The sequence below is a fragment of the Enorma shizhengliae genome, from assembly GCF_009676995.1.
Classification (GTDB): domain Bacteria; phylum Actinomycetota; class Coriobacteriia; order Coriobacteriales; family Coriobacteriaceae; genus Enorma; species Enorma massiliensis.
On record NZ_VTFZ01000003.1, the window covers coordinates 43359 to 60030 of the forward strand.

A 16672-nucleotide genomic window follows, 5' to 3' on the forward strand; every position below is an offset into this window, starting at 1 on the left:
GGACGTATACTGTGAATGCAACCAACCCCGAGACCGCCTACCGCGCGGCTAAGGAGCACCATGAGCGAACACGACAGCAACCGTCGGAACGCGCCGGGAGCGGCGCTCGGCCGCACGCTCATCATCGCCAACCCCGTCGCGCAATCTGGCGCGGGAAAGCGCATCGCTGGCCAGCTGCAGCGTTTCCTCGCACTCTATCACCACGACAGTGCCTCGTTCGAGCTCGTGTATACCGAGCACATGGGCCATGCCGTCGAGCTTGCTGAGGCGGCACGGGGCTACGACTCGGTGCTCGCTCTCGGCGGTGACGGCGTGGTGCACGAGGTCGCAAACGGCATCATGCGCATCGGCGCGGAGCATCGGCCCGCGCTTGGCGTGGTGCCCGTGGGCTCGGGCAACGATTTCGCGCGAACGCTCGGCCTCGACGATTATGGCGGAAAGGATTTCGCTCGCCTTCTCACATGCGAGCGCATCTCCCTCGACGTGGGACGCGTAACCTACATTCCGGCAACGGGAAATGAAGGCGCCGAGCCCCAGGGCTGCGGGCAAGCAGGGCAGCATTGCACCCCCAACCCAGCCGAAAGCTCCCCAGCGCCCATACCGTCGGACATCCTACCTGCGGGAGAAATCACAGGCACCGCCAACGATACGGTGACCGAATACTTCGTCCAAACGCTCTCTTTCGGACTCGACGCGGCGGTCGCGATCGGTACCGTCGACCTGCGAGCCACGGTGGCGCTCACCGGGGCGCCGCTCTACCTCATGAGCGGCGCGGGCGTTTTCCTTCGTTCCTTCAAGTCCTACCCCGCCCGCGTGTCCATCGACGGAGGAGCAGCCCAGGAGCTATGCACGTTCCTCATGGCCATACAGCTAGGGCCCACCTATGGCTCGGGCTTCCTCATCTGCCCTGAGGCAGATCCTACAGACGGACGCTTCGATCTTTGCTACGCCAGCGGCAAGGCCACCCGCGCGCATGCACTCGCCCTGCTTCTGCGCGCGAAGAACGGCCACCACCTGAGCTCTCCCCTCATCCACACCGCCACTGCCCGGCATCTCGAACTCGCATTCGAGCGCGACGACTACCCCATCCAAGCCGACGGGGAACGCATACGCGCTCGCAGCATGACGGTCGACCTTCTCCCCGGAGAGCTCACGGTGCTGCGGCCGCTCTAGGCGGCACCCTCCGCGATCAACGTGCCAAGAATGCCATCTTATGCGGGAAGGAACTCTATCGTTCCGGCACCGGCATCCATCGACCCCACGCGCGAGCGATTCGACACGGTAGCCGCGGGCGCGTAGGCGGTCTCCCCCGCCCTGAAACGCCTTCTCGATCGCGATGCCAATGCCCTGCACCTGGGCCCCTGCGAGCTCGCAGATTTCAAGCAGGCCCTCGAGCGCTTTGCCGTTGGCAAGAAAGTCATCGAGAATGAGCACACGGTCCTTGGGCCCGAGGAAGCGCTTCCCCACGATAACGGGAAACTCGCGCTGCTTGGTGAAGGAGTAGATCGATGTTGCGTACTGCTCGCCATCAAGATTGATTGACTGCGCCTTCTTGGCGAACACCACCGGCACGCTCCCAAAGTGGCGTGCCGCAACGCACGCGATGCCGATACCCGAAGCCTCGATGGTCAAGATCTTGTTTACAGGAACCCCCATGAAGCGCTGTGCCCACTCGGCGCCCATGGCGTCGAAGAGCTCGACATCGCATTGGTGGTTCAAGAACGCATCAACCTTGAGAACATCACCATCCTTGATGATGCCGTCGCGGCGAATACGCTCCTCCAGCTCCTTCATGGCGCCTCCTTGCCCTTGGTACGTTCGAGTACATCCATCCTACCGCATGCCGCACGCGAGGCGGCGAACACGCGTAGGTGGCCTATCGCGCACCGATGCGCGCTCGGGGATCATTCCACCTCGTGCGCGAGGCAGACCCCAGCGCCGGTCGCACCGATGCGCGCTCGGAGATCATCGCGAGCCGTCGGCATTGCCCAGCACGGCATCGAACCACGCGAGCACGTCGCGATAGACCTGCGCGCGGCCGGGCTCGTTGAGAACCTCATGGCGCATGCCCTGGTAGATCATCTCATCCACATGAACCATGCCAAGATCGCGGTACTGCTTTACGGCCGCGCGCACGCCGCGCCCGCAATCCCCCACCGGATCGTTTGAGCCCGCGATGAAAAGGAGCGGCAACTCATGCGGAATCATACGAGCAAGGTTGCGCTGCTGCGATGTTGCGGCAAGCTCCGTCACCGCCGCGTAGCCGCCCACGGTAAACATCTGGCCGCAGAGCGGGTCGCGCCGGTACGCCTCGACCACCGCAGGATAGGTCGAGAGCCAGTCATACGGCGTACGGGCGCCCTTGATCGCTCGGCCATATGCACCCACCACGAGCTCGTGGATAAGGCGGCTTCTGAAATGCTCGCCCCGCAGGCGCGCAAGCACACGGCAGAGCGCGTTGCCCGCCCGGGCGAGCGCCGGCGGCTGCTGGCCCGTTCCACAGATGACGGCCGCAGAGACGCCCTCCGCGTGCTGGGTGAGGTACACGCGAACGATAAAGCTCCCGAGCGAGTGGCCAAAGAGGATGTACGGAATGCGGGCAGAAACGCCCTGCGCATGCAGGCGCCCGATGACGCGGCTACGCAGGGCGTGGACATCGGCAAGCAGGATGTCCACGCCGTCTGCGAGCGGAATGTGGCCGAGGTCGCAAGCGGTGGCGGTGCGCCCATGACCCACATGGTCGTTCGCGCAGACGAGGTATCCCGCCGCGCAGAGCGCCTCGGCAAAGGGCGCATAGCGCTCGGCGTGCTCGGACATGCCGTGCACGAGCTGCACCACGCCTCGCGGCGCGGCGCTGCCGGAAAACGCGGGCGCCCAGACAAGCGCCCGAACGGTCGAGCACCCATCTGCACTCGGATAGGTCAACGTCTCCGTGCGCACCGCGCCCCCTTCCCCAAGTATCAAGCGGCGCTACTGCAGCGCGTCAAGGGCCTGGGCCACATCGGCGATCAGGTCGTCGGTATCCTCGATGCCGCAAGATAGGCGCACCATATCGGGTGCGATGCCCGCAGCGACGAGCTCCTCATCCGTCATCTGGCGATGGGTGGCGTTGGCTGGGTGCAGCACGCAGGTGCGGGCATCGGCCACGTGCGTCGCAATCTGCGCCACATGGAGGCTCTTCATGAACTGCTCCGCCGCCGCTCGGCCACCGGTAAAGCCGAAGCTCACCACACCGCAGCAGCCATTCGGCAGATATTTCTGGGCGAGCTCATGCCACGGGTCGTCGGGGAGGCCCGGATACTTCACAAAGCGAACCTTGGGATGATCATGCAGGAACTCCGCCATGGCCTGGCCGTTCTTCACATGCTGCGGCATGCGAACGTGCAGGCTCTCGAGGCCGAGGTTGAGCAAGAAGGCGTTCTGCGGGCTCTGGATGCAGCCCAGGTCGCGCATGAGCTGGGAGGTCGCCTTCGTGATGTAGGCCGCGCCCTGGCCGAACTTCTGGGTGTAGACGACCCCGTGATACGTCTCATCCGGCGTGGTGAGGTCGGGGAACTTGTCCGCATGCGCCTCCCAGTCAAAGTTGCCGGAGTCCACGATGGCACCGCCCACCGCAGCTCCGTGACCGTCCATGTATTTGGTGGTGGAGTGCGTCACGATATCGGCCCCCCACTCGAAGGGGCGGCAGAGCACGGGCGTCGGGAAGGTGTTGTCCACGATGAGCGGCACGCCATGGGCATGGGCGGCCGAAGCGAAGCGCTCGATATCGAGCACGTCGAGCGCAGGGTTGGCAACGGTCTCCCCGAACACCGCCTTCGTGTTGGGACGGAACGCCGCCTCGAGCTCCTCATCGGTGCAATCGGGCGAGACGAACGTGCTCTCGATGCCCATGCGCCCCATGGTGTGGGCGATAAGGTTGTACGTGCCTCCATAGATGGCGGAGCTTGCCACCACATGGTCGCCCGCACCGACGATGTTGAAGAGCGCAAAGAAGTTGGCAGCCTGGCCGGAGCTCGTAAGCATGGCGGCGGTACCGCCCTCGAGCTCGCAGATCTTCGCCGCCACGGCGTCGTTCGTGGGGTTTTGCAGGCGCGTGTAGAAATAGCCCGACTCGTCGAGGTCGAAGAGCCGCCCCATGTGCTCGGACGTATCGTATTTCCATGTCGTCGACTGATAGATGGGGACCTGGCGCGGTTCCGCATCACCGGGACGATAGCCGCCCTGGACGCAGGTGGTGCCGAGATGCTCTGCCATATGAAGCTCCTTTGCACGTTCGTTTCGATGGGCGCGAAACGCCGCTGGGCGCCGCGCATACGTTCATAAGCTTACTCGCCTTCGCGCTCCCGCGTATGCCTGCATCTAGTTTTTACAGAGAGTCAGCAGGCGCGCTCCGGCGGGGCAGCGCTATCATGAGGGCGAAAGCCAGCGCCCGACTCCGCACGCTCGCACCCAGCAGCGAACGCTCGCAGGCGCCCGAGAGAAAGGAACCCCATGCCTTCCTGCGACCTCACAACCCTGTCTGACGAGCTCGCTGCCCGCGCGGTCGCACTGCGCGCCGAGCTCGGCTACAACTGCGCCCAGGCGGTCGCATGCGCGCTCGCCCCAGAGATCGGCGCGGACACGGAAGCCTGCTACGTGCTTTCCGAGGGGTTCGGCGGCGGCATGGGAGGCCATACGGAGACCTGCGGCGCCATCTCGGGCGGCGTCATGGCGCTCGGCCAGGTGAGCAGCGGGGGCACGGCGCTTTCTGGAACCACGAAGAAGCGCACCTACGAACTAACCCGGGAGCTCGTCGAGCGCTTCGGCGCAAAAAACGGCTCCACCATCTGCTGTGAGTTGAAGGGTGCGGGATGCGAGCACGGACCGCTCCGCAGCTGCCCGGGATGCATCGAGGACGCGGTGAAGATCACGGCCGAGATCATCGCGCGCCAAAGCGCTCCGGAAAACGCCGCATAAACGCCGCTTAAAACTCATCGAACCGCGGGCCCGAGACCTCCACGCGCTCCCGCCCGGCCAAGCGCTCACGAAGCGCGGTGAGAAACGGCTGCTCATCCCCCGCCTTAAACACGATCGAAAGAGCAACCTCGTCGGTATACGCGGTGTCGGAAACCTTTCCGCCCGCCTGTTCGACCATATGAAGAACCTGCTCGTACTGGGGGTACGCGACGGTCACGACAACCGAGACGACTGAAGTCATCTCCACCAGCTTGCCCGCCTCGCGCGCCGCATCGATCGCAGCCTGCACCGCCGCACCGTAGGCGCGCACCAGGCCGCCGGGGCCCAAGAGCGTACCGCCGAAATAGCGAGTGGTCACGCAGCACACATCGCGCAGGTTGGCACCGCGCAGCACCTCAAGGGAAGGCATGCCGCTTGTGCGCTGCGGCTCGCCGTCATCGCTCGCCCGCTCGCGGCCGTCGGCCAGAATCCAAGCTGGCACGTTGTGGCGCGCATCGAAGTGACGCGAGCGAACCGCCGCGATGTGTTCCGCGGCATCTTCCTCACACTCCACATGCACGAGTTGCGCGATGAAACAGCTCTTGCGATCGACGACCTCGCCAACCGCCTCCTCGCCCGCGCGCACCGTACGATAGCTCTCCATGCTCGCCTGCCCTATGCCATCTTGCCATTCGCTTCCAGGCTATCCTATCAGGAATACAACGAGCGCGCCCGCCTGCAGCAAGGAGCTGCGTCGGCGGGCGCGCTAAGAGAACGAAGATACCGTGCGCTTACGAGTTCTTCATCACGATCGTGTCGATCGTGTCGGCAACCTGCTCGCAATAGTCGACGCAGTACTCGAGGAACGAGTAGGTTTCGTGCCACGTGAAGACAACGATCGGGTCCGTACAGGTCGTATGCAGGTTGCGCATGGACCTCATGTAGCAGTCGTCGGCCTCCTGCTCGATGGTGTTGAGCTCAACGACGTACTGGCGCAGCTTCTTCGACTTCTTGAACTGGGAGAGCTCGCCCACGAGCGAGCGCATGAGCTCGCAGCTGCGGACCACGATGTCCACAAGCTCGAGCGCATCTGGGCGCATCTCGCGAATGTTGTTGAAGTACAGCCGATGCAGCACGCCCTCGATACGGTCGGTCACGGTGTCCAGGTACTCGCTGAGCTCAGCGATGTCCTCGCGCTCGATGGGCGTCACGAACGCCGTCACCAGCGCGTCGAGCACCTCGTGGCGCCGCTCGTCGGCCGCCTGCTCGATAGCGTGCATCTCATCGATCGCCTCTTCCAGGCGGTCGGGATCGAAATTGTGCATGATCTTCGAGAGCAGCTGCGCCGCCTGATACGAATAGTCCGCGCTTGCGCAGAACGCTTCGAAGTAGAACGCGTCGTTTTTCCTTGCCATGGAATCCTCCGATTCTCGTTGTGCATCGCGTTTGCGATCTCAGCGCGGAACCAGCCGCGCGATCATACCGAACACCCTGGCTGCGCCGAGGGGTGCAGCCGTCAAACGGCCGCTAGAACACCATCATGAAAACCTTCGCCATCACGAAGCTGATGAGGCCGCAACCGGGGAACGTAAACACCCATGTGAGCATCATGTCCTTCACCACCGAGAAGTTGATGGCGGACAGACGCTTGACCGCGCCGACACCCATGATGGCGCTCGTCTTGGTATGCGTCGTGGAAACGGGAATGCCCGTGAGGGTCGAAAGCAGGATGCACACCGCACCGGCGAGGTCGGCCGAGAAGCCCTGGAAGGTCTCGAGCTTGACCATATCCATGCCGACGGACTTGATGATCTTCTCGCCGCCCACGCTCGTGCCGACGCCCATGGTGATGCTGCAGAGCATCATGAGCCAGATGGGGATGGCGGCGTTCACGAGATCGGGTTGGCCATTGCAGAAGGCCACGCCCAGCAGCAGCACGCCGATGAATTTCTGACCGTCTTGGGCGCCGTGCATGAAGCTCATGGCGGCAGCACCGAAAATCTGTGCGTACTTGAATGCCTTGTTGGTGCGTCGCCGGTCCATATTCGCGCAGATGATGGTCAACGCCTTGCAGATGCCCCAGCCCAGCGCGAAACCGAGGGCGAGGCTGAGCACCAAGCCGTAGATGACCTTGATCCACTCCTGGCCGTTTACGCCGTCGAGGCCGCCCTGGACGGCAAGCGCAGCACCGGTGAGGCCCGCGATGAGGCTGTGGCTCTCACTGGTGGGGATGCCAAAGATCGAGGCGCCCACGCTGTAGACGACGATCGAGAAGAGCGCGGCGCACAGGGCGACGAGGGCCATCTGCGTGTCCGTACCGAAATCGACCATGTTCGAGATGGTCGACGCCACCGACGAATTGATCATCGTCATGAGTAGTACGCCCAAGAAGTTGAAGACGGCGCTCATGATGATGGCGGGGCGGATATTGATGCTTCGGGTCGTGACTGCCGTCGCGATCGCATTGGGGGCGTCGGTCCAGCCATTGACGAAAATGACGCCCAAGGTGAGCAGAACGGTAACGGCCAAGATGGGGTTCGAGACCACCTGCGCGACAAATTGCGCGAGCGAGACATCCAACAGAGTTCTCCCTATTCAGCTTCACAGGAACGCTCCAGCGGGCATCCCCGACACGTACGTCGCCATTTTACCGTTTCTTAACGGTTTCTTGATGCATTTATGCAGATTTATCAGCCTCGCGTAAACGAGCTTCATGCCGAGTACGCCTTTGAGCTGGCATTTTATATCTGGATGTAAAAAGACCTTACGTTAGCTTTACATTTCCCTGATACAGCGCTTGCGCCATGGACACAGGATGCACCTCATCGCGGGCGACGCGCTCAAAAGGCATCATCGGGACCGTAAGCCTCATAGGCGCCGTATCATCGTTGACAGGCACGACGGGAAGGAGCGTCCGCCGTCGCGAGCGCGCGAGAACAAAAGGGCGAAGCGGGCCTATAAGCCGGGTTCTGTCGCGGACGGTCATTTATCTTGGCACGCACGTCACCGTGCGGCTCCTCGCACGCTACCCGGGCGCAGGCCGGGCCGACCCATAGCGCCCCTATTTGCGCTTGCTCCGGATGGGGTTTACCAAGCCGCCGCGTTGCCGCGACGCTGGTGGTCTCTTACACCACCGTTTCAGCTTATCCCTTTACGCGCCGAGTCAGCACGCAGGTGGGAGTCTTCTTTTCTGCGGCACTTTCCGTCGGGTTGCCCCGCCTGGCCGTTAGCCAGCATCCTGCCCTGTGGAGCCCGGACTTTCCTCACGCCTGCGCCGGAGCGCAGGTCGCGCGACCGTCTGGCCCGCTTCGCGCGAGGTATTGTAGCATCTGACGCAAGCTGCGGCGCGCAGGCCTCAAATCCACACGAGGCAAGCGCGACCCGTCGAATGCGAAATTACCTCTGTCCTGATTTCTCACTCAGTCCTGGTTTTTCAAGATAGCGGTAAGCGAGGGGCCGTCGACGCATCGGGTGGCAGCCGCACGCGCAGCAGACGACCCGTTGAAAGCGATGCTTTTGCCCACCGCAGCGAAGAGCGGTAGATCCGAGCGGCTGTCCCCCACGGCGATGCACCGCGCGGGGTCGATGCCGCGCTCAGCGCAAACCCCAAGAGCGTAGTCGCGCTTATCGTATTCATCGAAAACGCGCTTCACCCGGCCGGTAAAGACACCATCTTCCTCTTCGAGCACCGGGCCACAGCACCCCGCGAACCCAAACCGGCGACAAAGATACTCCCCCACGACCGTCCAAGCCAGCGAAGCGAGATGCGGCTCCATACCAGCGCCGCGGCATGCGTCAACCGTTTCACGGATGCCCGCGATCAAAGGCAGCTCGTCTAGCCACGACTCGACCTCGGCACGGCGGTAACCGCGCCACGCGGCCGCATCGATCGCGCAAACCTCGCTGTTATCGATGCGCCCCTCCTCGTAGGCGCGCTCGGCAGCCGCCATCTGCTCGAGAGACCCCAAGCGCTTTGCGATAAACGAACCCGTGCTTGTATCCGGCACGAGCGTCCCGTCGATGTCGAAGAATATGAGCCGCTCCACCATCATGATCCTTCCAACCTTTACGCAAACATGCCCTGCCGAACGCATCAAAGCGCTGCAACCACCATAGCTCGAGTCTCGAATCGGCGCTTTTGTAAAAACTCAGCCCGGTATCTGAATTACTATACCCCCTGCATTCCTGCGGAAATGCTTTCAATGCGGGATGGTCTGCTCAACAGAACCAAAAAAGGCACTGATTCGAGGCTCAAGCTACCCCGTCGGCTTTTTTACTGCCGCATAGCAAGAATAGCCCAGTCACCGCGCGCAACTGCGCGCGCGAAGCCTTCGTTGCAGCTCGAAATATCCTCGTGATCTCTTAACCGGAACAAAACTTCCGTCAAAGGACTTGATTTTGGGATACCTTCTAACTATCCGCTCCAGACCCATCGCGTCTACCAGCAGTTTTCATGTTGCATCTAGCGGGAGTACTCGGAAGGTCTCCAAAAATTCGATCCTTTGACGCAAGTTTTGCCCTTGGCGCCGCGCGAGTGCGCCAATATCGCGAAATCCGCCGTCCCACACCCCCAACCCGCGCACAACCGGACGGGCATTCCATCCAGCCGCGGGAGCAAGAAACGAGCTGTGCGCTACGGCGGCGGCCCGCACGGCCACGCGTTACAGCAGCGGCAGCTCAATCAGTCACGCGCTACAGCGGCAACCCGCACAGCCACGCGCTACGGCACCACGCGCTACGGCAGCGGCAGCCCACACAAAAACGGGGCCGCTGCCAAAGCAACGGCCCCGCCCAAACGATGCGCTACATCAGCTTGCGGAAGAGGTTCTTGATATCCTCGACGCTCGCATCGCGCGGATTACCGGGTGCGCATGCGTCGGCATGAGCGGACTCGGAGAGGAAGTCGAGGTCCTCTTCCTTGAGGCCGTCCACCTTCGTGGGGATGCCCACATCCTGCCCGAGCTTGGCCACGGCAGCCACAGCGGCAGCGCGGTACTCGTCCTGCGACATGTCGTCAACGCCCGCAACGCCCATAGCGCGAGCGATCTCGCGATACTTCTCGCCCGTTTCGGAAGCGTTGTACTCCATCACGATGGGCAGCGCCATGGCGCAGGCAACACCGTGCGGCGTGTCGTAGACCGCGCCGAGGGTATGGGCCATGGAATGCGCGATGCCAAGCCCGACGTTGGAGAAGCCCATGCCCGCGATGTACTCGGCAAGGGCCATGCCCTCGCGGCCGCTGCCCGGCTCACCGCTCTTGGCCTCGGCCACGGCGTCGCGCAGGTTCTGAGCGATCAAGCGGATGGCCTCGAGGTGGAACATGTCCGTCATCGCCCATGCCGCCTTCGTGGTATAGCCCTCGATGGCGTGGGTGAGCGCGTCCATGCCGGTCGCAGCCGTAAGGCCTACAGGCATGGTGGCCATCATGTCGGGATCGACGACGGCAACCACGGGCATGTCATGCGGGTCAACGCAGACGAACTTGCGCTTGCGCTCAACGTCGGTGATGACGTAGTTGATCGTAACCTCGGCCGCGGTACCCGCCGTGGTGGGAACGGCAATGATCGGCGTGCACGGGTTCTTGGTGGGAGCAACACCCTCGAGCGAGCGCACGTCTTCGAACTCGGGGTTGGCGATGATGATACCGATGGCCTTCGAGGTGTCCATGGACGACCCGCCACCGATGGCGACGATGCAATCGGCACCCGAAGCTTTGAAGGCCTCGACGCCATGCTGAACGTTCTCGATCGTGGGGTTGGGCTTGATATCGGAGTAGACCTCATAAGGGACCTGGGCGGCATCGAGGAGGTCGGTCACCTTGGCCGTGATGCCGAACTTCACGAGGTCGGGGTCGGAGGCAACGAAGGCTTTCTTGAAGCCGCGGGCCGCAATCTCGTTCGGGATCTCGGCGATTGCGCCCGATCCGTGATACGACGTCTCGTTGAGCATGATGCGCTGAACCATTGGAGTCTCCTCTCTACGCCGACGTACGATGCGCCGCGCCGGCAAACCTCAGGGCGTACCCGCGCCCCGCACACGATTTCAATCTACCCGAACGCTCCTTTGCCTATTCCGCCGCGCCGGGCTACGAGCGCTACAATGAGGCCGTTGGAAACGCGTTCATAGGAGGTACCCATGTCCTTCGCCGACCTCACCCGCGCGCGCTATTCGTGCCGCTCCTACGAGGACCGCGCCATCGAGCCCGAGAAGCTCGCTGCAGTGGTGGAAGCGGGCCGCATCGCCCCTTCCGCCCACAACAACCACCCTACCCGTATCGTTATTTGCGACACTCCCGAGCTAAAGGAGAAGGCAGCGCACGCAGCTCACAGGTTCGCCAAAGACGGCAGCGTCTTCGGTGCGCCCGTGGTCATCCTCGCCTGCGCGCGCACCGAAGATGCCTGGGTACGCAGGAACGACGGCATGAACTCGTCGCTCATCGACACCTCGATCGTGGTCGACGAGATGATGATGCAGGCGACCGAGCTCGGCTTGGGAACCTGCTGGGTTTGCATATTCGATCCTGAGATCGCACGCCAGGAGTTCGGCCTTCCCGAAGGGGTCGAGCCAGTATCGATGCTCACCATGGGCTACCCAGCGGACGAAATCGCCGAACCCGAGAAGCGAGAAGCCCGTTGCATCTCCCTGGAGCAATTCTGCGACGTGACGCGCTAGCGCAGTCGAAGGCTGGCAGGGGGCCGGAGGAAACCGCCGGCACTCCGTCCCCCTGCCGGTGGGCCTAGAGCCCCATCTCTTCCTTAAGGCGGGCGAGCTCCGCGTCAACGGCTGCCGTCGATGCGGAATCGGCATACTTCTTCTCCAGCTCGGCGGCAGCGTCCGCCGGCTCCGAAGAGAGCTCGCTCATGGCGTTGGAGCGGTCGAGCATCTCATCGGCCTTCGCCTCCATGCGGTCGAACGCGCTCATGGCACCGGCCGCGCGGTCGCCTGCGGAGGACATCTTGTTGACCTTGTCCTGGGTCTTCGCCACGGCGACCTTCGCCTTGATGGCCTCGCGCCGGCTCTTCAACTGCTCGATATCCCCCACGAGTTTGTCATGCATCTCGCGCATCTTGGTTGCATTCTCGCGCGCGGCCTCCGCGGCAGCGCGCAGCCCCTCGCCCTTCGTTACGAGCTGCTGCTTCTTTGCCAAGAACGTTCGAGCATCGTCTTCATTGCCCGCCTCGAGCGCCGCGCGAGCGAGGCCGTCGTACTTCGAGATGTCGGCCTCGTTCTCCTTGACCTGCCGCTCGGTGCGCGCCTCCTCCGCCATGACGCCCGCAGTCTCCTGCTTGACCTCGGCAAGCGACTCGGTGAGGTCGCGGAGGTACTGGTCGACCATCTTGGATGGATCCTCAGCTCGGTCGAGCAAATCGTTCACATTTGCCTTGATGATATCGGTAAAGCGGTCGAGCATGCCCATGTGCACTCCTTTGACTCTTCGCCGGGCCCACCCCGGCGCTTCGGCGCCCATGGACGCCGTCTTGTACCTTCTACCCCCAGAGCGGGCACAGCATCACGCGCCGTCTCAGTCTTTCGGGTCCTGGTACTTCTTCTCCAAATCTTCGAGGTCCTGATCGCCGAACGTCTCGAGCGGTGTGTTGAGCACCTCTTCCATGCGCTTGGCTTCCCGTTCCTTCGAAGCGCGGTAGTTCTTCACCCCAAAGAACACGAGCCCGGCCACGATGACCACCGCTGCGCAAACGGCAACGTACACCATAGGCGATGTCGTGCGGCTCATGATGCGCGCTCCCGTGTCTTCGAAAGCCCGCGCGAAGATCTCGTCTTCGGATATCGAATAGTCTTGGTAGTACCTGTCGAGATAATCGGCGAGAATCCCGATCGCTTCGTCATCCATCACGGTCTTGGCTTGGCTGCCAACCGTATAGCCGCAATTGAATGACCCGCTGCCGTCGTCGCAGAACACGAGGAGGAAGCCCGCTTCGTCGTCGAAGACCTCGTCGTACAGCTCATCGGCGCGCTGAGAGAGCGCCTCGGTCGAGGTCTCGCTCCCATTGGGAAGGATCCACACGAACGGCTGCACGCCCGTCTCATCCTGGAAGGCGTCAAGCCCGCGCTCGATCGTACCCGAACTATAGATCCAGCCCCCATCTTCATCCCGATAATGCTGAGTAAGCTGGGTGGTAACCGCGCTTGCGGGCAGCGCCTCGCGATCAACCGTTGATGCGGAGATGTCTGCGCTCATGGCGGTAGACGTGCACGATGTCAAGCGAGTCGCAACGGTACCGAGTAGCGCCATGAGCACGACGGCTGCGAGCGCCGCCACGATGATCGAAGCGCAACCGCATCCCGGGCCACCCGAATCCCCGCCAGAGCCCCTCCCGGAGCCCCCGGAACCGCGCCCCATTCCGTAGCCGGCCATGAACGGCCAGAAGCTACCGCCACCGTAAGAGTGCGGGCCATGCCAACGCGGTGCGCCGAAACCGCCCCCGAATCCGCCGAAGTGAGGGCCGCCCGAACGACCGCTCCTGCCGTGACCGCCTCCCCCGGAGAAGCCTCCCGACGACCTGCCTCCGCCGGAGAACCCTCCGCTGCGGCCACCGCCTCCCGACCTGCCGCCAGACCTGCCCATACGCATCCCTTCGCCGTCGTTCTTCATGCAATGCCATTGGTTCCATTATGCCCAAAGGGAGCGGGAAGGGCGCAATCGAACGTGCATCCCTTTTGGCAGGCAAGCGCCCCTAGCCACGACATGGAACGCTCGCGCCCCGCGACATGAAAAAAGGCACCGTCCGATGGGCGGTGCCTTTCGTCTGCGAAGCGCTTACCTCGCAAGTTGAAGCATATGCTAGTCCAGATCGTCCACGCCGAAGTTGTCGAGCGGGGCGAAGGGATCGGCGACCGGGGTGACGGGCGCGGGCTCGGGAGCCGGGGTAACCACCGGGGCAGACTGAAGCGCCGGAGCGGCAGCAGCAGCGGAGCCAACGGGCAGCGAAGAAGCCATGAGCTCGGGTGGGAAGGAGTTCTGAGCATCGTCCATGAAGTGCTGGAGCAGCTTCAGGTACTCCTCCTTGAACTCCTCGCGGGAAGCCTTAAGACGATCGATCTCCTTCAGCTCCTCCTGCTTCTCCTGCAGGGCCTGGCGGATGACGTCGCGTGCCTTGGCATCGGCCTCGTTGCAGATGTGGTCGGCATTCTGCTGAGCCTCGGCAACGATGGCGTCCGCCGTCTGCTGAGCAGCGATGAGGGCTGCGGAAATCTGACGCTCGGAGGCGCCCATGCTCGACGGCTGCTGCACCGGCGCGGGCGCGGCGATCGTCTGGGCCTGCGCGTTCGCAAGCTGGTTCTGAGCATCGGCGAGCTGCTGCTCGGTCGCCGTCAGGCGATTCTTGAGATCGACGATCTTGGCAAGCATCGCGTCGACCTCGGTAGCGAGCTGCTCGAGGAAGACATCGACCTCAGCGGGATCGTAGCCGCGCTTGGCCTCGGAAAACGTCTGAGCCTGAATGTCGGCGGGTGTGATTGCCATGAGCACTCCTTTTCATCGCACGCAGGACCTTGCCCCGCTTGCGCCTAGACACTGCATCCTAAACGATTATACCTATTACCAGCCGCGACACGAGATTCAACGCAAGAACCGCAATAACGGGAGAGAAATCGAGGCCGCCCATCGGGGGGATAAACCGACGGAAGAGGCCCAGATAGGGCTCGCAAAGCGATTGAAGCACCATGCCGATATCGTGCACCAAGCTACCCTCGCGGATCGGGAACCACGAGAGCAGGATGTAGACGATGATGAGCATCTCGTAGAAATCGACGAGCGTTACGACGAGCTGCGCGACCGAGTAGGCGTTCAAGGTGAAAGTCGGAATCGTCAAGCACCCCCGCCTATTTGAGGAAACCGTCGTCGCGGAGCTTGGTCAGATCGGAATCCTTGACCTCGCAGCCGGCGGGCAGCACCATGAACACGCGGTCGCCCACCTCCTTGACGGAGGCGCCGAGGCCGCAGGCGAAGCCATAGCTGAAGTCCAGCACGCGCTTGGCCACCTCGGTGCGCACGCCCACGAAGACAAGCGCCACGGGCTGCTTGGTGCGCACGCGACGCACGACGGTCTCAACGTCGTCGTAGCTCTCCGGGCGCAGCACGTATGCCGGCAACTGGGGAGTCGCGTTCAGGATAGAACTTGCATGCCGGTCGATGGCAGCAGCTTCGGGAGCCGGGGCGGCCGCAGCGTGCTCACGCACCGAGGCAGCATAGCTCGAGGGCGTATCGTAGGCCCCAGGACGATAGGAATCCTGGCTCCGGGCGGGAGGATTGTACGTGGTGGCATGACGGTCCGCATCGCCCACGAGCTGGCCTGAGCGCGTGTAGACCGCGACGGACTCCGCCTCGCCGCGACGGGTCTGCCCGAGCATGCCGTTCGAAGACTCTGCGGGCTGCGCGGCATAACCGCCGCTATAGCCCTGCGCACCATAGGCATCTTCCGCGGTCTGGTAGTCGTCCTGATAATCGCCGTCATAGTAATCGTTATAGCCGTCACCCTCGTCATAGCCGTCTTGGCCGTAGGAAGCTTGACCTTGGCCGAAGGGGAGCCGACTCTTGATGTCGTCTAAGAAGCCCATCTCTCAACCTCTCTGCATGCTGCGATTCGTGTACGGTTGCAGGTCTGAGTTGGCCTGACCTGCTTATCGTACCAGAACTGCCCTATTCTAGGCCCTTGTACCCCGCAAGATGCGGCAACGATTCCTAAAATACCCCTCCTAATGCAATGTTCACACTCATGCTGGGCCACATGCGCATGCGCCCGCGTGCAAGGAGCGGCTATGCGCCTAGGCGAGCGCGAAGGACGGATCGAACGCGACCCTACCGAGCCTGATGAGCGTGGACCCTTCCTCGATAGCAGCCTCGAAGTCCTCGCTCATACCGCAGGAGAGCTCGGCAAGATCGACCGAGGGGTAGGATGCGGCCAACTCGTCGCGCAGGTCGCGTAGGCCGGCAAACGTCTCGTGTGCGCAGCGAGCATCTCCGCGAGGAGCCATCGTCATGAGACCGGTGATGCGAATGCCCGGGAGCTGCGCAAGCTGGGAGAATGCATTTCGCAGATCATCGGGGGCAAACCCCGACTTCGAGGCCTCGCCCGACACGTTCACCTCGATGAGAACCGGCTGCGGGCCGGCCAGCTCCCCCGCCTCGACGCGGCGTGCGGCACGGGAGGAAACCGCCTCGGCGAGGTGAAGCGAGCTGATGGAATGGATGCACGCGGCGCGACCGAGCACGGCGTTGATCTTGTTGGTCTGCAAGTTGCCGATCATATCGAACCTAAGCTCGCGAGCATCGGCACCGGCAACGCACCCGTCCTCGCCGGCGAGCACGGAGAGTCCCTCAAGCTTACGCACGAGCTCCTGAGGCCGATTCTCGCCAAAGAAGCGATACCCCGCATCGATGGCGGCGACCACCTGCGGCACGTCGACCGTCTTGGAGACGGCCATCACCTTCACCGAGCCGGCCTTGCGCCCGCTCTGTGCAAGCGCCGCATCGACCCGCTCCATGATCGCCTCGCGCCGACGTGCGACGGCCTCGCGATACGCATCTAGCTCAGACATACCATGCACCTCTTGTCGTCGATAACCTCCCCATACTACCGCAGAGCGCGACCCTGCGAAGAGGATCGCGCTCGAACGCGCAATGTTTACGGTTTTGAGGAGCACCGCCTCCGCATGGAGGTACGCGCGGCGTCTGTTCGGCGGGCGAAGCACTCAGGTGCTTACTCAGCCGGCATGG

At 63.0% G+C, this 16672-nt stretch carries 16 protein-coding genes, 1 other RNA gene and 1 pseudogene; 3 read left to right on the plus strand and 15 right to left on the minus strand.

Features of this window, described 5'->3' with window-relative positions:
- Nucleotides 1-60: 60 nt before the first annotated feature.
- Nucleotides 61-1173 (plus strand): diacylglycerol/lipid kinase family protein, encoded by a 1113-nt coding sequence (locus GJE22_RS03855; protein ID WP_144688142.1) that lies wholly within the window; start codon nucleotides 61-63, stop codon nucleotides 1171-1173.
- A 147-nt stretch (nucleotides 1174-1320) separates the two neighbouring features.
- Here the strand turns inward: GJE22_RS03855 and GJE22_RS03860 are convergent.
- The 3 genes and pseudogenes from GJE22_RS03860 to GJE22_RS03870 form a co-directional block, all read right to left on the minus strand.
- Nucleotides 1321-1794, minus strand: a pseudogene (locus tag GJE22_RS03860) (xanthine phosphoribosyltransferase); the annotation flags it as partial.
- Nucleotides 1795-1965: 171 nt separating this feature from the next.
- Nucleotides 1966-2940: an alpha/beta fold hydrolase gene (locus GJE22_RS03865; protein WP_144688141.1), complete on the minus strand. Its 975-nt coding sequence runs from the start codon at nucleotides 2938-2940 to the stop codon at nucleotides 1966-1968.
- A 30-nt stretch (nucleotides 2941-2970) separates the two neighbouring features.
- A complete protein-coding gene (locus GJE22_RS03870) occupies nucleotides 2971-4254 on the minus strand; it encodes an O-acetylhomoserine aminocarboxypropyltransferase/cysteine synthase family protein (RefSeq protein ID WP_144688140.1) in 1284 nt (427 codons plus the stop codon).
- Between the two features lie 237 nt (nucleotides 4255-4491).
- Between GJE22_RS03870 and GJE22_RS03875 the strand changes: the two genes are divergently transcribed.
- Nucleotides 4492-4956 carry a C-GCAxxG-C-C family protein gene (locus tag GJE22_RS03875; RefSeq protein ID WP_144688139.1) on the plus strand — a complete coding sequence of 155 codons (465 nt, stop codon included), beginning with the start codon at nucleotides 4492-4494 and terminating at the stop codon, nucleotides 4954-4956.
- Between the two features lie 7 nt (nucleotides 4957-4963).
- On the opposite strand, the gene GJE22_RS03880 is transcribed toward GJE22_RS03875, so the two are convergent.
- The 6 genes from GJE22_RS03880 to fucO all read right to left on the minus strand — a co-directional run bounded on the left by GJE22_RS03880 (nucleotide 4964) and on the right by fucO (nucleotide 10899).
- Nucleotides 4964-5599: an IMPACT family protein gene (locus tag GJE22_RS03880; protein ID WP_144688138.1), complete on the minus strand. Its 636-nt coding sequence runs from the start codon at nucleotides 5597-5599 to the stop codon at nucleotides 4964-4966.
- A gap of 127 nt (nucleotides 5600-5726) precedes the next feature.
- Nucleotides 5727-6350 (minus strand): DUF47 domain-containing protein, encoded by a 624-nt coding sequence (locus tag GJE22_RS03885; RefSeq protein ID WP_019128183.1) that lies wholly within the window; start codon nucleotides 6348-6350, stop codon nucleotides 5727-5729.
- Between the two features lie 112 nt (nucleotides 6351-6462).
- Nucleotides 6463-7515 (minus strand): inorganic phosphate transporter, encoded by a 1053-nt coding sequence (locus tag GJE22_RS03890; protein WP_019128182.1) that lies wholly within the window; start codon nucleotides 7513-7515, stop codon nucleotides 6463-6465.
- Between the two features lie 362 nt (nucleotides 7516-7877).
- Nucleotides 7878-8245: RNase P RNA component class A (gene rnpB / locus GJE22_RS03895), an RNA gene on the minus strand.
- A 109-nt stretch (nucleotides 8246-8354) separates the two neighbouring features.
- Nucleotides 8355-8981, minus strand: coding sequence for an HAD family hydrolase (locus GJE22_RS03900; protein WP_144688177.1), 627 nt, complete (start codon nucleotides 8979-8981; stop codon nucleotides 8355-8357).
- Between the two features lie 757 nt (nucleotides 8982-9738).
- A complete protein-coding gene (gene fucO, locus GJE22_RS03905; protein ID WP_022350062.1) occupies nucleotides 9739-10899 on the minus strand; it encodes a lactaldehyde reductase in 1161 nt (386 codons plus the stop codon).
- 171 nt (nucleotides 10900-11070) lie between these two features.
- Between fucO and GJE22_RS03910 the strand changes: the two genes are divergently transcribed.
- Entirely contained in the window at nucleotides 11071-11607 is a 537-nt protein-coding gene (locus tag GJE22_RS03910) for a nitroreductase family protein (RefSeq protein ID WP_144688137.1), read from the plus strand.
- A 64-nt stretch (nucleotides 11608-11671) separates the two neighbouring features.
- Here GJE22_RS03910 and GJE22_RS03915 read toward each other — a convergent pair whose 3' ends face one another.
- The 6 genes from GJE22_RS03915 to GJE22_RS03940 all read right to left on the minus strand — a co-directional run bounded on the left by GJE22_RS03915 (nucleotide 11672) and on the right by GJE22_RS03940 (nucleotide 16494).
- Nucleotides 11672-12352, minus strand: a complete 681-nt coding sequence (locus tag GJE22_RS03915; protein WP_144688136.1) for a PspA/IM30 family protein — start codon at nucleotides 12350-12352, stop codon at nucleotides 11672-11674.
- A gap of 105 nt (nucleotides 12353-12457) precedes the next feature.
- Nucleotides 12458-13522 carry a hypothetical protein gene (locus GJE22_RS03920; protein ID WP_144688135.1) on the minus strand — a complete coding sequence of 355 codons (1065 nt, stop codon included), beginning with the start codon at nucleotides 13520-13522 and terminating at the stop codon, nucleotides 12458-12460.
- Nucleotides 13523-13738: 216 nt separating this feature from the next.
- The gene (locus GJE22_RS03925; protein WP_144688134.1) at nucleotides 13739-14419 is read right to left on the minus strand and encodes a DivIVA domain-containing protein; all 681 of its coding nucleotides are present in this window, start codon (nucleotides 14417-14419) and stop codon (nucleotides 13739-13741) included.
- A gap of 58 nt (nucleotides 14420-14477) precedes the next feature.
- Nucleotides 14478-14768, minus strand: coding sequence for a YggT family protein (locus GJE22_RS03930; protein ID WP_019128175.1), 291 nt, complete (start codon nucleotides 14766-14768; stop codon nucleotides 14478-14480).
- Between the two features lie 10 nt (nucleotides 14769-14778).
- Nucleotides 14779-15513 (minus strand): cell division protein SepF, encoded by a 735-nt coding sequence (sepF, locus tag GJE22_RS03935; RefSeq protein WP_144688133.1) that lies wholly within the window; start codon nucleotides 15511-15513, stop codon nucleotides 14779-14781.
- Nucleotides 15514-15720: 207 nt separating this feature from the next.
- Nucleotides 15721-16494, minus strand: coding sequence for a YggS family pyridoxal phosphate-dependent enzyme (locus GJE22_RS03940; RefSeq protein WP_144688132.1), 774 nt, complete (start codon nucleotides 16492-16494; stop codon nucleotides 15721-15723).
- Nucleotides 16495-16672: the final 178 nt, after the last annotated feature.

What these genes read in the sequence shown, in the direction of transcription:
- fucO (WP_022350062.1), bottom strand. Translation starts at nt 10,899, where the DNA reads ATGGTTCAGCGCATCATGCTCAACGAGACGTCGTATCACGGATCGGGC.
- GJE22_RS03920 (WP_144688135.1), bottom strand. Translation starts at nt 13,522, where the DNA reads ATGGGCAGGTCTGGCGGCAGGTCGGGAGGCGGTGGCCGCAGCGGAGGG.
- GJE22_RS03925 (WP_144688134.1), bottom strand. Translation starts at nt 14,419, where the DNA reads ATGGCAATCACACCCGCCGACATTCAGGCTCAGACGTTTTCCGAGGCC.
- GJE22_RS03870 (WP_144688140.1), bottom strand. Translation starts at nt 4,254, where the DNA reads ATGGCAGAGCATCTCGGCACCACCTGCGTCCAGGGCGGCTATCGTCCC.
- GJE22_RS03880 (WP_144688138.1), bottom strand. Translation starts at nt 5,599, where the DNA reads ATGGAGAGCTATCGTACGGTGCGCGCGGGCGAGGAGGCGGTTGGCGAG.
- GJE22_RS03915 (WP_144688136.1), bottom strand. Translation starts at nt 12,352, where the DNA reads ATGGGCATGCTCGACCGCTTTACCGATATCATCAAGGCAAATGTGAAC.
- GJE22_RS03940 (WP_144688132.1), bottom strand. Translation starts at nt 16,494, where the DNA reads ATGTCTGAGCTAGATGCGTATCGCGAGGCCGTCGCACGTCGGCGCGAG.
- sepF (WP_144688133.1), bottom strand. Translation starts at nt 15,513, where the DNA reads ATGGGCTTCTTAGACGACATCAAGAGTCGGCTCCCCTTCGGCCAAGGT.
- GJE22_RS03855 (WP_144688142.1), top strand. Translation starts at nt 61, where the DNA reads ATGAGCGAACACGACAGCAACCGTCGGAACGCGCCGGGAGCGGCGCTC.
- GJE22_RS03910 (WP_144688137.1), top strand. Translation starts at nt 11,071, where the DNA reads ATGTCCTTCGCCGACCTCACCCGCGCGCGCTATTCGTGCCGCTCCTAC.
- GJE22_RS03875 (WP_144688139.1), top strand. Translation starts at nt 4,492, where the DNA reads ATGCCTTCCTGCGACCTCACAACCCTGTCTGACGAGCTCGCTGCCCGC.
- GJE22_RS03885 (WP_019128183.1), bottom strand. Translation starts at nt 6,350, where the DNA reads ATGGCAAGGAAAAACGACGCGTTCTACTTCGAAGCGTTCTGCGCAAGC.